Annotated in this window: 13 protein-coding genes; 2 read left to right on the forward strand and 11 right to left on the reverse strand. The window is 28.7% G+C overall.

From position 1 onward, the window contains the following. Positions 1 to 7: 7 nt before the first annotated feature. The 4 genes from MKD34_RS07205 to MKD34_RS07220 form a co-directional block, all read right to left on the reverse strand. Positions 8 to 421, reverse strand: coding sequence for an acetyl-CoA carboxylase biotin carboxyl carrier protein (locus tag MKD34_RS07205; protein WP_240218876.1), 414 nt, complete (start codon positions 419 to 421; stop codon positions 8 to 10). A 77-nt stretch (positions 422 to 498) separates the two neighbouring features. After that, on the reverse strand, positions 499 to 3,915 hold the full coding sequence (locus MKD34_RS07210; protein WP_240218877.1) for a DNA polymerase III subunit alpha: 3,417 nt from the start codon (positions 3,913 to 3,915) through the stop codon (positions 499 to 501). Then, positions 3,908 to 5,101 (reverse strand): MFS transporter, encoded by a 1,194-nt coding sequence (locus tag MKD34_RS07215; RefSeq protein WP_240218878.1) that lies wholly within the window; start codon positions 5,099 to 5,101, stop codon positions 3,908 to 3,910. Before MKD34_RS07215 ends, MKD34_RS07210 begins: the two co-directional genes overlap by 8 nt. A gap of 239 nt (positions 5,102 to 5,340) precedes the next feature. Beyond that, positions 5,341 to 6,165 (reverse strand): methyltransferase domain-containing protein, encoded by an 825-nt coding sequence (locus MKD34_RS07220; RefSeq protein ID WP_240218879.1) that lies wholly within the window; start codon positions 6,163 to 6,165, stop codon positions 5,341 to 5,343. A gap of 91 nt (positions 6,166 to 6,256) precedes the next feature. Here MKD34_RS07220 and MKD34_RS07225 point away from each other — a divergent pair, with 91 nt between their 5' ends. Then, entirely contained in the window at positions 6,257 to 6,859 is a 603-nt protein-coding gene (locus tag MKD34_RS07225; protein WP_240218880.1) for a hypothetical protein, read from the forward strand. A gap of 30 nt (positions 6,860 to 6,889) precedes the next feature. On the opposite strand, the gene MKD34_RS07230 is transcribed toward MKD34_RS07225, so the two are convergent. Both MKD34_RS07230 and pepT read right to left on the reverse strand, forming a co-directional pair. Next, positions 6,890 to 7,159, reverse strand: coding sequence for an acylphosphatase (locus tag MKD34_RS07230; RefSeq protein WP_240218881.1), 270 nt, complete (start codon positions 7,157 to 7,159; stop codon positions 6,890 to 6,892). Positions 7,160 to 7,180: 21 nt separating this feature from the next. Next, complete coding sequence (gene pepT / locus MKD34_RS07235; RefSeq protein ID WP_240218882.1) at positions 7,181 to 8,404, reverse strand: peptidase T; 1,224 nt, start codon at positions 8,402 to 8,404, stop codon at positions 7,181 to 7,183. Positions 8,405 to 8,543: 139 nt separating this feature from the next. On the opposite strand from pepT, the gene MKD34_RS07240 reads away from it, so the two are divergent. Further along, a complete protein-coding gene (locus MKD34_RS07240; RefSeq protein ID WP_240218883.1) occupies positions 8,544 to 9,230 on the forward strand; it encodes a pseudouridine synthase in 687 nt (228 codons plus the stop codon). 33 nt (positions 9,231 to 9,263) lie between these two features. Here the strand turns inward: MKD34_RS07240 and MKD34_RS07245 are convergent, their stop codons facing one another. From MKD34_RS07245 to thrS, 5 genes are all read right to left on the reverse strand, one after another. Continuing rightward, positions 9,264 to 10,511 (reverse strand): GntP family permease, encoded by a 1,248-nt coding sequence (locus MKD34_RS07245; protein WP_240218884.1) that lies wholly within the window; start codon positions 10,509 to 10,511, stop codon positions 9,264 to 9,266. 15 nt (positions 10,512 to 10,526) lie between these two features. Then, positions 10,527 to 11,681, reverse strand: a complete 1,155-nt coding sequence (locus MKD34_RS07250) for a glycerate kinase family protein (protein WP_240218885.1) — start codon at positions 11,679 to 11,681, stop codon at positions 10,527 to 10,529. A gap of 104 nt (positions 11,682 to 11,785) precedes the next feature. After that, positions 11,786 to 12,499, reverse strand: a complete 714-nt coding sequence (locus MKD34_RS07255) for a queuosine precursor transporter (protein WP_407933864.1) — start codon at positions 12,497 to 12,499, stop codon at positions 11,786 to 11,788. 16 nt (positions 12,500 to 12,515) lie between these two features. Then, on the reverse strand, positions 12,516 to 13,220 hold the full coding sequence (locus tag MKD34_RS07260; RefSeq protein ID WP_240218887.1) for a radical SAM protein: 705 nt from the start codon (positions 13,218 to 13,220) through the stop codon (positions 12,516 to 12,518). A gap of 256 nt (positions 13,221 to 13,476) precedes the next feature. Then, positions 13,477 to 15,390, reverse strand: coding sequence for a threonine--tRNA ligase (thrS, locus tag MKD34_RS07265; protein ID WP_240218888.1), 1,914 nt, complete (start codon positions 15,388 to 15,390; stop codon positions 13,477 to 13,479). Positions 15,391 to 15,417: the final 27 nt, after the last annotated feature.

Genomic DNA, 15,417 nt, shown 5'->3' on the forward strand with positions numbered 1-15,417 from the left:
CTCCCAATTATCTTGCTGTGGCCTTTACTTTTAATAACACTTTACCGTAGTCAACTACGCCTCCATCTTCTACAGTTATCTCCATTACTTCTCCTCCTACTGTAGATTTTAAAGGTGTTTTTAATCCCATTACATAAATATAACCAAGATCTTGTCCTACTTTAATTTTATCACCTATCTTAACAGCATCTTTATAGAAATATTTTCCTATTCCTGTAGAGACTACAGTTTTTATATTCTCCTCTTTTTTACCTATCTCTTTCATAGGTTGTGGAGTTTCTTTAGGCATTACAACTTTTGGCTGTGGAGATTTTTTTATTTTTATTTTTAAATTTTCATTTTCCTCATAACTAATTTCAGTTAATCCACATTCACTTAAAACATTAATTAAATCTTCAATTTGAAACTCTTCTTTTTTCATAAGTTCCTCCATCAGTTTTTATCACTTATTTTAACATAATTTAAAAAATCATTCAAGATTACATTACAAGTGTAATTTTATCTTATAACTACACTTTTTTCTCCCAATAATTCCTCTATTTTTTTTATCAATTTAGGAGTTATTTCAATCGTTAGTTTTGAGTTTTTTATCTCTTTATTCCCATTAATATCTATAGCAAAACTTAATGGAACTTCTCCTTTACTCTCTAAAAGAATCTCCTTTAGTCGATTATACTTATCTTTAGATTTTTCATTAATTAATATATATATTCTATTTTTTTTATTAAACTCTATTGAATTTAAAGACTTCATACTTTTTACAACTAATTTTTTATTTTCGTTTCCATTAAAATAATCAATTTGAATACTTCCGTCTATTACTACAGCCTTACCTTCAAGTTCTATATTTAAATAATCTTTATACTCTCTTGGAAAAATAATTCCAGAAATTTGATCATAATAATCTTCAAGAATAAAGGTACACATAGGTTCCTTTGTCTTTTTTGTTAATATTTTTTTCACATCCCTTAGTATACCATAAGTTTTAATTATATGCAGTGGATTTTCTAATTTTATTTCTGAAATTTTATTCATTTTATATGTTTTTACTAACCAATTATACTTATCTAGAGGATGTGCGCTGTAGTAGAACCCTAAAAATTCTTTCTCTTTTTCTAATTTTTCATCTGGAGTAAAGTCCGTTACATCAGGTAAAACAAAACTTACCATTTCTGATTTTGCTCCTCCGAAAAGATTCATTTGCTGAATATCATCTTCTTTTATTTTCTTATTTGCATAATCAATAACTTTTTCAATCGATTCGATTTTTTGCTTACGATTTCCAGGAAGAGAATCTAAAGCTCCAGAATAAACCAGTGCTTCTATATTTTTTTTATTAAGTCCTTGTCCTCTTAATCTATATATAAAATCCTCATATCTTAAATAATTACCATTTTTTTCAAATTCTATTTTAATTTTTTGAGCTAAACTTTCTCCTACATTTTTTATAGCTGCTAGAGAAAATCTAATCCCACCATTCTCTACAGTAAATTTCGAAACTGGATTATTAACATCAGATAATTTCAACTCTAATTTATGTGCTTTTGCATCCTCTATATAAAATGCAACATTTTCGACATTGCTTTTTTCAGATGTCATTATAGATGCATAATATTCTTCTGGATAGAAATATTTAAAGTATGCAGTCCAATAAGCTATTAATGCATACGCTGCTGAATGGGATTTATTGAATCCATATCCTGCAAATTTATCTATTAAATCAAATATCTCCTCTGCCTTTTCTTTAGAATATCCATTATCTACAGATCTTTTTACAAATTTCTCCCTATTTTCATCCATTATAGAAGCTTGTTTTTTTCCCATCGCTCTTCTTAAAAGATCAGCTTCTCCCAAAGAATAACTAGCCATTATATTAGCTATTTTCATTACTTGTTCTTGATATAAAATAACTCCATATGTTTCTTTTAATACCTTTTCTAAACTTGGATGAGGATATTTTATCTCCTCTAATCCATTTTTACAATTTATAAAACTTTCAACCATTCCAGATCCTAATGGTCCCGGACGATAAAGAGCTAGTAATGCTATTATATCCTCAAATCTATTAGGTTTTAATTGAACCAATATTTTTCTTATACCTATTGATTCTAGTTGAAATACTCCTAAACTATCTCCTGATGAAAGCATTTCATATACTGAAGTTTCATTTAATGAAATTTCTTCTAACTTTATATTTTTTCCTTTGCTCTCCTTAATATACTCAATAGTCCTCTGAATATTAGTTAAATTTCTAAGTCCTAGAAAATCCATTTTAAGTAGACCTAGCTCCTCTAATTCTTTCATTTGATACTGTGTCGAAATTTTATGATCCTTATTGTCACTATATAAGGGAACTACTTCCATTAATGGATCTTTAGTTATCACAACTCCAGCAGCATGAATAGATGCATGTCTCACTTTATTTTCTAATCTTTGAGACAGATTTACTAGATTTCTAATTTCATTATCCTCTGTATATAATTCTCTTAATTCTGAGTTCTCTTTCAATGCTTCTTCTAGTGTTGAAAATGCAGGTATTAATTTTGCTATTTTATCTACTTTAACTAAATTAACATCTAATACTCTTCCTACGTCTCTTAAAGCAGCTCTAGCTTTCATTCTACCAAATGTAATTATTTGTGCTACTTTATCTTCTCCATATTTTTTAGTAACATATTCAATTACTTCTTCTCTTCTTTCTTGACAAATATCTATATCTATATCTGGCATAGAAATTCTTTCTGGATTTAAAAATCTTTCAAAAATTAGATTATATTTTAAAGGGTCTAAATCTGTTATCTTTAAGGCATAAGCCACTAAACTTCCAGCAGCTGATCCTCTTCCTGGGCCAATTGGTATATTTTTTCCTTTTGCATATGCAATAAAATCCCATACAACTATAAAATATTCCTCATATCCCATTTTTAAAATAACATCTAATTCATATTCTATTCTTTTTAAAAGCTCTTCATTCAATCCACTTGGGTATCTTTGAGCTAATCCTTTATATACTATTTTTCTTAAAAATTCTCCTGAACTTTTTACACAATTTGGAATTTCATATTTTGGAAACTTTAACTCACCAAATTCTAAATTTAAATTGCATCTATCAGCTATCTTTTCTGTCATATCAATAGCTTCAATAAAGTCATCTCCTAAAGAATTTATAACTTCCATTCTACTTTTCAAGAATAGTTCTTTAGTCTCTATTTTCATCCTATTTGTATCTGAAACTTTAGCTCCAGTTTGGATACAAATTACCAAGTCTTGTAATACATGATCACCTTCATATACATAATGCGTATCATTTGTTGCTACACAACTTATTTTATGTTTCTTAGAATATTTTTGTAATTCTTTATTTAATTCTTTTTGGCCATCTACTCCGTTTCCTTGAACTTCCAAATAAAAATTTTCTTTGCCAAAAATTTCTATATAATTTTCTATTTTCTTATCAATGACTTCTTCTTTTTCATTCTCAAGAATTGCTCTTGAAACTTCTCCCTGCATGCATGCTGATAAAGCTATAATACCCTCACTATGCTTCTTTAAAAACTCTTTATCAACACGAGGTCTATAATAAAACCCTTTTAAAAATCCTATTGAAGATATTTTTAAAAGGTTTTTATACCCTGTTAAGTTCTTAGCTAAAAGTATTAGATGAAAATTTCTTCCATCTTTTTTTTCCATTTCAAATTCTGATATATATGCCTCAATACCAATAATTGGTTTAATCCCTTTTTTAATAGCACATTTATAAAACTCTATAGCTCCATACATATTTCCATGATCTGTAATAGCCATAGCTTTCATATTTAAACTCTTAGCTCTATCTAAATACTCCTCTATTTTACCAACCCCATCTAGGAGACTGTACTCTGTATGTAAATGTAAATGAACAAAATTTTTATTCATCCGCTCCTCCTTTTAATGGTTTTTCCATTTTAAAATTTTTATAAAAAACAACAGTTCCAATTAGATATAAAATTACTGTTATATAATATGGAAAATTATATGATATATTTTCCATTAAATACCCTGCAATAATCATACTTATGGCTCTTGTTACATTCGATGACATCGAAACTATGCTACTCATCAAAGCTCTATTTTCATAGTTTACGGTTTCTAAAGATATATTTTGAATAAGTGGTTGATTTAAGTTCATTAAAGTTGATCTCAAAAGAAATGAAACTCCTAATATAAAAATACTTTGAGGAAAAGCAATTGATATTAAAAATGGAATTGATAACAATTGACATATTACAACAGTATTTTCTCTTCCTAAAACCTTAGATATATATGGAACTAGTAGTCCACCTATAACTAACCCTAACTGAGACAACCCCATAATAATACCAACTTTTTCATTATCAATATTCAAAGAAAACTTTAAATATACACTAAAAAATGGAATTACTAATCCTGCTCCAAAACCTATGATTGTGTTATAAACAATAAAACTTAAAGCTTGACCACTCATAACTTCTTTAAAACCCTTAAAAAAATCTTTGTTATTTTTGTTCTTAATTATTTCTCTATCTTTCAATCCATTTAGGGGATAAAAACTAAATAAAATTAAAAAAGCACAAAATAAATAAACCAATGGAATTGATTTTTCTACTGCAAAAATTTTTCCAAAAGCTTTAATTAGTCTTCCCGCTCCATAGCTAGCAAAAACAGTTCCTAAACTTTGACTTACAAAATTTTTACTAAAAACCTTCACTCTATCTTTTTCTGAAGAGTTTTCAATTAAAAGCACTCCTATAGAAGAGAAAGGAAATCCATAACCTATTCCCATTAAAGCAGAAAATAATTTTATAAAAAAAGGAGTTGTTAAAAAGCTAACGCCTAAAATTCCTATACTCATTAAAATTAATCCCAATGAAATAGTTTTTTTAAAACCTATTCTTGAACTTAAATAAGCATTTATCATTGATCCTAATGCTATTGAAAGACTTCCTATCGAAAGAACTTGTCCTACAATTCCTTCTCCAAAACCCAAGTTTTTCACATGTATGCCTGTAAAAACATTAAATATACCTGATACGATGGCTGTTGTTATTACATTTATTAAAATAATTCTATCAATTTGTCTCAACTTTATCTCCCCCAAAAATTGACCTAATATATTATACAATATAAACTTATAAAAAAAAATACTTCTAAATATTTATCAGAAGTACAAAAAAATGAAACGACCTTCCGGGGGGGGATAGAAGGTCGTCTACAGGGGGGGATTAAATAATACTTTTGTAAGTATAAAGTTTTATTATAATTAAAAAATCATTACTAATCTTCTAATTATGTACTTTTGACGTAAAGTTTTTTATAAAAGTTTTATTTTTTTTCAAAAATATCTATATTTACTTCAACTGTAGTTTTTAATTTGTCTAATGCGAATAATTTTTCAACACCTTTTTGGGGACTTCTCCATCTATAAGGTGTCATATTAAATAAATTTTCTATACTTTCTTTTTCTAAAATCTCTGTTTCATACTTTAAATTTACAGTTTGTAAATGCTTAAATATTTTTAAATCCTCTACTGGAGAGTAGAACTCTTTTCTTACAGATTCGTAAACTACCTCTTTTAATTGTAATAGATGATTTTCACCAGTTGAAACAACTATTAATTTTCCACCCTTTTTTAAAGTTCTAATATTTTCTTCTGGTATTATTTTAGCAAACATACAGATTATAAAATCTAATGATTCATCCTCGATTGGTAAAGAACTTGCACTTGCTACAATCCACTCTATATTTTTATATGACTTTGCTGCTGAAATAACAGCCTCTTTTGAAATATCTATTCCTACAATATTACTATTTATGTTTAGTGCATCTAACTTTTCTTTTAATCTATTTGTATAATATCCCTCTCCACAACCTATATCTAGTATATTTAACTCTTTTTTATTATCTAAATAATTTTCAACAATTTGATTAACACCATCAGATATTCCTTTGTAATAACCTTTCTCCAAATAATTTTTTCTACTTAGTACCATTTCTTTATTGTCACCAGGAATTTTACTATTTTTCTGATTAGATAATAATAAATTTACATGACCATATTTTGAAATATCAAAGTTATGATTTCCCTCACATATATATTTTCTTTCTATTCTTGTCATTTTTTTATTACAAACTGGACAAATTATCATTTTATCTACCTCACTATTTTTTTCTCTTCTATATATTATATCATACATTTTATGTTATAATATGTTAAAAAATATTGGTGGTGATTAATTTATGTATGAAAATTTTTTTAATGATTTTATCGTTAATTTTTATGAAAAAATTGAAGATGAATTCGAAATATTAATGAAAAAAGAAAAAACTAAAAAATTATCTGTTGGAAATTTAGAAATAGACGTTATAGATTACTTAGATGATAGTAAAACACCTATTATTGAAACCATAAAAGATGGAGAAACTGGAGTTGAAATTTTTCTTAAGAACAAGGAACAAATTCCGTCTCCATACAGTGTAGAAGAAATCTATCATCCATTTTCTTTGGCTGTTTTAGTTGATAAATTAATAAAAAAAAATAAATACGTGGATATTTTAGAAAATTTTTATGTACAATCAGAAGAGTTAGCAAAAGATTTTTTAAAGAAACAGCAATTAGATTCAATAGATATTGTAGCAGAAGGTTTCGAAATTTTTGCTATTTCTAAAGCTACAGGTACATATAAAATTGCTGAAGGCGTTGTCACAGAAATTCTTTTAATAAATGACAGAGTTTTTGTAAATATAAAAAATGAAGATAACGAAGTAATTACTGCTCACGTTGTTGAATGTAACGCTGCTGATTTAGCAATGCTTTTAAATAATCTTTTAAATAAACAATAACTAAAAAAATGGCGGTAGTTTCTACCGCCATTAATATATAATTTGAAAATCTTTAAATTCTGATTTATCCAATATATCTTCATCTATTTCACTAACGTGACTCATAGAAGAACCTATCTTTAAATATTTTTTAAAATTATCTATTACTTTTTCATCTCCCTGAGCAAAAACTTCTACATTATCATTTGATAAGTTTTTTACACTGCCAGTAATTCCAAGTCTTGTTGCATTTAAATATGCTGTTATTCTATAACCTACTCCTTGAACTTCACCCTTAATTATAAAATGATATGTTTTCATTTTTACCTCCAAAACAGATATTTATCTAGATAAAATTTCAACAATTTTTAATATTACTTTTACTGATTGTTCCATTGATTCTATTGGAATAAATTCAAATTTACCATGAAAGTTGTGCCCACCTGTGAATATATTTGGACAAGGTAGTCCTTTAAATGATAGTCTTGCTCCGTCAGTTCCACCTCTAATTGGCTTTATTATTGGTTTTACCCCAACTTCTATCATTGCATTTTTAGCTAAATCTACGATATGATAAACTGGTTCTATCATCTCTCTCATATTGTAATAGCTATCTTTTAATGTTAAAATTATCTCTGCATCTTTATATTTTCCTTGAAGATATTTTACAGCATTTTCAATTAGTTCCTTCTTTTCTAAGAACTTCTCTTTTGAATGATCTCTTATTATGTAATCTATCTCTGTTGTTTCTATTGTTCCTTTGAAGTTAGTTAATAAAAAGAATCCTTCATACCCTTCTGTATATTCAGGTCTTTCATTAGCTGGCAACATATCATTTAGTTTCATTGCTAATAACATCGCATTTATCATCTTATTTTTTGAAGCTCCCGGATGAATATCTCTTCCTTTGATTACTATATTTGCCGATGCAGCATTGAAGTTTTCAAACTCTAATTCTCCAACTTCTCCTCCATCAATTGTATAAGCAAACTTTGCTCCAAACTTTTCTACATCAAATAGATTGGCACCTCTTCCTATCTCTTCATCAGGAGTTATTCCTATTTTAATTTCTCCATGCTCAATAGTTGGATTCTCTTTTAAATATTTTAATGCTGTCATTATTTCAACTATACCAGCTTTATCATCTGCTCCTAAAAGCGTTGTTCCATCTGTTACAATTAATTTTTGATTTACATATTTTTTTAATTCTGGAAAATCTTTTACTGTCATTGATATATTTAAATCACTATTTAGTATAATATCATTACCATCATAGTTATCTATAATTCTTGGCTTTATATCTTTACCATTAAATGATGGTGCTGTATCCATATGCGCTATAAATCCTATTGTTGGAATATCTTTTTGTGTATTTGATGGTAGTGTCCCCATAATATATCCATTTTCATCTAATGATATATCTACTAAACCAATCTCTTCTAAATCTTTAACTATAATCTTAGCTAAATTCCATTGAATCTCACTACTTGGACACGATTGACTTTTTGAATCTGATGTCGTATCAATTTTAACATATTGTAAAAACTTCTCTACTAAAAAACTCATTTTTCCTCCCAAAATTTACTTAAAATTATTTAACCCACCTATAAATTAACATAATTTGTTTGAAAAAAATAGTCTATTTTGCAAATTTATCAAAAATATGTTAACATCTTATGTAAAATAAATTTTGTGAGGTTTAAATTTGAGATTAGAAAAATATTTAGTTCAATGTGGCGTTGCTAGTAGAAAAAAAATTAAAACTGCAATTGCTCAAGGAAGAGTTACTGTTAATGGAAATATTGAAGTTAACGATGCTACTGATGTTGAATGGGGAGAAGATATTATTACTTTTGATGGAATAATTCCAGAAAAAAAACAGCTAAAATACTATATTATGTACAAAACAGCAGGATATATAACTGCCATGGAAGATGAAAATAAAAAAACTGTTGCTGAACTTTTACCTGAATATATTGATAAAAATTCTGTTTTCCCTGTAGGACGACTTGATCGTGATACTGAGGGGCTTTTATTATTTACAAGTGATGGTGATTTAAGTCACGCTATGGCTCATCCAGATAGAAATATGGAAAAAACATACTATGTTGAACTAGATAAAGAAATTTCCCACGAGGATATCATTGCATTAGAGCAGGGTGTAGTTCTAGATACTAACTATACTGCACTTCCAGGTAAAGTAGAGTATTTAAATGCTAAAAGTATTCATTTGACTATCACAGAAGGAAAGTATCACCAAGTTAAAAAAATGTTAAAAGCTGTTAAAAATAAAGTTATCTACCTTAAGAGAGTAAAGTTTGGTAATCTAACTCTTGATGGAATGGTTCCTGGTGAAGTTAAAGAGATTAAAAGAGAAGATATTATTATATAAAAAAGATGCTGAAAAATTTTTCAGCATCTTTTTTTATCCTATTACTAAATATGTTACAAAAGTAGAAAGAGCTAATATAAATCCTATTGCTGATTCATAAGGAATTAATTTTAATCTTTCTTCTAATTTTGTATTACTAGCTCCACCTGTACTATGGAAAAATGATCCATGTGGTAGATGATCTAAAACTGTAGCTCCCGAGTTTACCATAGCAGCTCCCCAAACAGCACTTACTCCAGCTACTAATATTACTCCTGAAAATGTTGCTGATGCTATTGTTGCTCCAGCTGTTGTTGATGCTGTTGCTCCAGACATTAATGCTCCTGCTATTGGTGCTATCAATTGTTCACTAATATTTGCTTTTCCTAAAACTGATAGTATAACATCTTTTAATGTTGAGTTTTTTATTATTCCAGCAACTGTTCCAGTTCCTATTAAAAGAATGGCTACTCCTGACATCTTTTGTAACCCATATTCCATAGACTCTTTTAATTTTGAAGTTTTACCCATCGCTACAATTCCAACTAGTCCACCAACTGGTAATGCTATTAAAGGATCTATATTGATTCCTGCTATTGGTCTTAAAGCCAGTAAACTTATAGTTACAATTGGACCTATTATGCTTCCAAAAAAACTTGGTAAATTTTCTCCACTACTCTGTTCAATTTCACTTTCTAAAACTTTTTCACCCTTTTCAACTAAAAATTTAGCTATTAAAATTGTTGCAAATAATCCAACTATTGCTGGAATTATATTTACCCACATAACTGATGGAAGAGGTGCTCCAAAATTTTCCGCAGCTGCTATTGTATTTGGATTTGGTGATATTATATTTCCAGATTTTCCTCCACCTATCATTGCACATAACATTGCCATTTTAGATATTTTTAATCTTTTTGCTATAGCTAAAGCTATTGGTGATACAGTTATTACTGCTACATCTATAAATACTCCTATTGCTGTTAAAATAAGTGCTGATAAAGCTAACGCAAATATTGCTCTCTTTTCTCCTAAAGTATCTATTATTGTTTCAGCTATTTTTGTAGCTGCTTCTGTTTTTATTAGTATTCCTGCTAAGATTCCCGCTGTTAAAATTCTAACTATTGCTGGTGTTACATCCTTTACTCCACTAACCATTAAATTTACTGTTTCTGGAAGAGATACTCCTCCCGCCAATCCTCCTATTATAGCACCTAAAATTAAACTATAAGCTGGATTAGCTTTTCTCATTATCAATATTATAGCTATTATTAATCCCAATACTGCTCCAAATGCTGTCATTTCTTGCCTCCTATTTTATTTTGAGTATTTTTTCTCACAAACTTTTATCAATCTAAATATTTCTTCAGTATTTCCTTTTACAAACTTTTCAGCCGTCTCTTTTTTCATAGCTTCCTCTAAAGTTATTGGATAATTTATTATTGAGAAGAAACTATCTATTCCTTTTTCGTGAGTTTGTACTGCATCATCTGTTAATCCTCCTGCTAAAGCTATTACAGGAATATCAAATTTTTTAGCTATTTTTGCAACTCCCACTGGTGCTTTTCCCATAGCTGTTTGATGATCTAATCTCCCCTCTCCTGTTATAACAAAATCAGCATTTTTCAATTCTTTTTCTAAACCTACTTTTTCTAATATCATATCTATTCCCGGTGATAATTTACCATTTAAGAAAGCTACTAAACCTCCTCCTAATCCACCAGCTGCTCCAGCTCCTGAAAGATTAGAAACATCTACATTCAGTTCTTTCTTTATTATCTCTGCTAAATCTTTTAATCCCTTATCTAGCTCTTTAACCATATCTTCAGTGGCACCCTTTTGTCTTGAATAAATTTCTGCAGCTCCTTTTGGACCATAGAACGGATTATCAACATCACATGCCACTAAAAATCTACAATCTTTTAATTCAGGTAAACTCTTTGTTGAATCTATGTATCTTACTTTAGATAAGATTTCTCCTCCAAATCCTAATTCTTTTTTATTTTCATCTAAAAATTTGTAACCTAAAGCTTGTAACATACCAAGTCCAGCATCATTTGTAGCACTTCCACCTATTCCAACTATAAATTCACGACATCCCTTTAATATTGCATCTTTTATTAACTCTCCTGTCCCATAAGTAGTTGTCTTCATAGGATTTCTTTTTTCCACTGGTATTAATGGCAGTCCTGATGCTTCTGCCATTTCAATTACAGCAGTTTTTCCATCTCCCATTATTCCATATCTAGCTTCAATTTTTTCCATAAGAGGATTATTTACTGTTACTGTTACAAATTTTCCTTTCGTTCCTTCAACTAAAGAAGCTACTGTTCCCTCTCCCCCATCAGCAATTGGTACTTTTATTACTTCAGCTTCTGGATATACTCTTTTTACCCCAACTTCTATTGCTTGTCCAAGTTCAAAAGAGCTTAAACTTCCTTTAAACGAATCTATAGCTACTACTACTTTCATAACTCCTCCTATAAACATTTTTAGTTATTTTACTTATTTTAGTATAGATATCCTTTTTTTTCAATACTATTTTGAAATAAAAAAAGTGTTGAGAATCCTCAACACTAGATAATTATCTTTTCTGTTACACTTTTATTTTCTTTTAAGTAACTAGCTAAATAAACAAAAGGTGTATCCATTGTAGCTACAATAACTTTCATAACATAAGTTACTAAAAATATCTCCACTAAAACTTCAACGGGATAAACCCCTGCAAAAGCGATTGTTGTAAAAATTAGATTATCTATTAATTGGCTTACTAAAGTACTAAAATTATTTCTTATCCATATATGTTTCTTAGCTGGAAATCTATTTTTCCAAAACTTATAAGCCCAAACATCATGCCTTTGTGAAACGCCATAAGCTACTAATCCTGCAAAAAGTATTCTAGGCATAAAATCAAATATCATTTTTAGACTTTTAAAATTTTCCGCGCCTGCTTGAACTGTACTTGGAACAAAAGATACTGCTAACTTCATTATTACTGCTGTTACAATCATACTTACAAACCCCAATTTAACAGCACTTTTTGCTTCTTCTTCACCATAATTTTCAGATAAAATATCTGTCACTAAAAATCCACCTGCGTACATTATATTTCCTAAAGTTGTTTCAAATCCAAAAAGATTTACTAAAAGTACAACCTGGATATTTGCTAATATACTACTAATTGGAACCCATATAAAAAGTCCTAGCTTTCCAAATTTTTTATATATAAAAATTATGCTAAAAAAATTAACAAAAAGCATTATTATCCATAAAATTTCATTTCTCATAATTATCTCCTTTTTAAAATTATTGTTCAAAAACTCCTAAATCTTTATTATCAATTAACAGTTCTACTCTTGGATCTTCTTGTAGTTGATTATAATTTTCTACAAACCACTTTACAAGCTCTTCATCTCTTTCAACTTCAGTTCCATTATTTATAAATATATTTACAGTTATGCTTTTAAAATACTTCAAGCCAAGTTCAATATCTTTTTTTATCATCTCTTTTGTTTGACCTTTTACACAAATTAAAAGACACACTGAATATAATTTTTTACTTAACTCTTCTATTTCTGGTGTATCTATTTTAAAGTTTTTTCCATATGAGTTTATTCTAAAATTATTATCAAATGTCTCCATTCCCATTCTAAATCTTATATCTACACCTTTGAAAAATTCTCTAATTTCGTCTAATCTATTTTTATATCCATAATAAATCTCAAAATATAATAATTTTATATTTTTATTGTAAACAACTTCTCTAATTCTTTCTAATGTTTTTATAGGTAACTCAAATACTGAACCTGAATTTATCACTTCTAAAGCTCCAAATTCTCCTGTCACCTCTTGTAAAGTTTCTAAATTAACTTTATCTATTTCTAATTCATCAGTTGAATTATCCTCTATATAATTACAAAATTTACATTTTCCATATTTACATGGAAAACTTTTTAATAAGACTATCTCTCTTTTATTTTTATTTTCTATTTTACTATATCTAATTCCCATTTTCTTCTCCTAATTTTATTTTTAAATAAAAAAAGAGCAGGAAACTCCTGCTCAAATTTAAAAAAAGGGTACAACTCTCCCTTATATTTTAATATTTTAAGCCTAGTTTTTTTAAGATGGAGGTTTCCGAACATCTACCATATAAATTATGGATTTATATTTATTTTACTCTTAATTCTATCATAGTTTTAAAATAAAATCAATTCTATAAGATTAAAAAAGAGACTGTACTAATTAAAATACAGTCTCTAAAATACTAGTTGTTAAATTTTGGTGCTGCTTCCTCTTTTATCATATCTATAAAGTTTTCTAATGACATAGATTCTTGATTTTGAGAACCAAATCTTCTTACATTTACTTCTCTATTTTCTACTTCATTTTTTCCAATTATTAATTGAACTGGCACTTTATATCTTCCATTAGCTTCTCTAATTTTATATCCAATAGATTCTGCTCTTGTATCTATCTCTGCTCTTATTCCAGCTTCTTTTAACATATCTACAACTTCTTGTGCATAAGGAGCAACTTCATCATTTATAGTTAATACTTTAACCTGACAAGGTGCTAACCAAGTTGGGAATGCTCCTGCATAATGCTCTATTAAGATTCCCATAAATCTTTCTAAAGATCCATAAACAACTCTATGAATCATTACTGGTCTATGCTTTTCTCCATCTTCTCCAACATAAGAGATATCAAATCTCTCTGGTAAGTTAAAGTCTAGTTGAATAGTTCCACACTGCCAAGTTCTTCCTATTGCATCCTTAATTTTAAAGTCTAATTTTGGTCCGTAGAATGCTCCATCTCCTGGATTTAATTTATAATCTCTTCCAAGTCTCTTTAAAGCTCCCTCTAATGCAGATTCTGCTTTATCCCAAATCTCTTGAGATCCAATAGCTTTTTCAGGTCTTGTTGATAACTCAATTGCATACTCAAATCCAAATAATCCTCTATAGAACTTATCTATTAAATTTACTACTCCTATAATTTCATCTTCTATTTGCTCAGGAGTCATAAAGATGTGAGCATCATCTTGAGTAAAGTTTCTTACTCTCATTAATCCATGAAGAGCTCCTGAAAACTCATGTCTATGAACAATTCCTAGCTCTCCTGCTCTTATTGGTAAATCTTTATACGAGTGCATTCCATGCTTATATACTAAAACTCCACCTGGACAGTTCATTGGTTTTATAGCAAATTCTGTCTCATCAATTTCTGATGTATACATATTTTCTCTATAATTCATCCAGTGTCCTGAAGTTTCCCATAACTCTTTATTTAGCATTATTGGAGTTTGAATCATCTCGTATCCAGCTTTTTCATGCTCTCTTCTCCATAAATCTGTTAAAACATTTCTCATCTTCATTCCGTTTGGTAAGAAGAATGGGAATCCTGGTCCAAAATCACTTGTAAAGAATAACTCTAGCTCTCTTCCTAACTTTCTATGATCTCTTTTCTCAGCTTCTTCTAAAAACTTTAGATGTGCTTTTAATTGAGGCTCAGTTGCAAATGCAAACCCATAGATTCTTTGTAACATTTTGTTATTAGAATCTCCTCTCCAATAAGCTCCAGCCACTGATTTTAATTTAAAAGCTTTTAAATATGATGTTGAAGGTACGTGTGGTCCTCTACATAAATCAATGAAATCTCCCTGTTTATAAAATGTTAACATCTCATTAGCTGGAATGCTTTCAATAATTTCTACTTTATAAGTTTCACCAAGATTTTTAAAATGTTCTATAGCTTCATCTCTAGTCATCTCAATTCTTTCAACTTTTATATTCTCTTTTGTAATTTTCTTCATTTCAGCTTCGATTCTTTCTAAATCTTCATCTGTAAATTGATTTTCAGGATCAAAGTCATAATAGAATCCATTCTCTATTGCTGGACCTATTGCCACTTTAGTTCCTGGGAAAAGTCTAATAACCGCTTGTGCCAATAAGTGAGCAGTTGAGTGCTTTATTATCTCTTCTCCCTCTTCAGTTTCAGGAGTTATTATTTCAACATGAGCATCTCTATCTAGTATATAGCTCATATCAACTTCCTTTCCATCTACTTTTGCTCCAACAGCTTTTTTAGCTAAAGAATTACTAATTGACTTTGCAACTTCAAACATATTTACACTGTTTTCAAACTCTTTTATATCTCCACTTGGTAATATTACTTTCATGTTTTTCTCCTTTTCTTCTATAAATAT

Source organism: Cetobacterium somerae (genome assembly GCF_022430525.1).
GTDB lineage: Bacteria > Fusobacteriota > Fusobacteriia > Fusobacteriales > Fusobacteriaceae > Cetobacterium_A.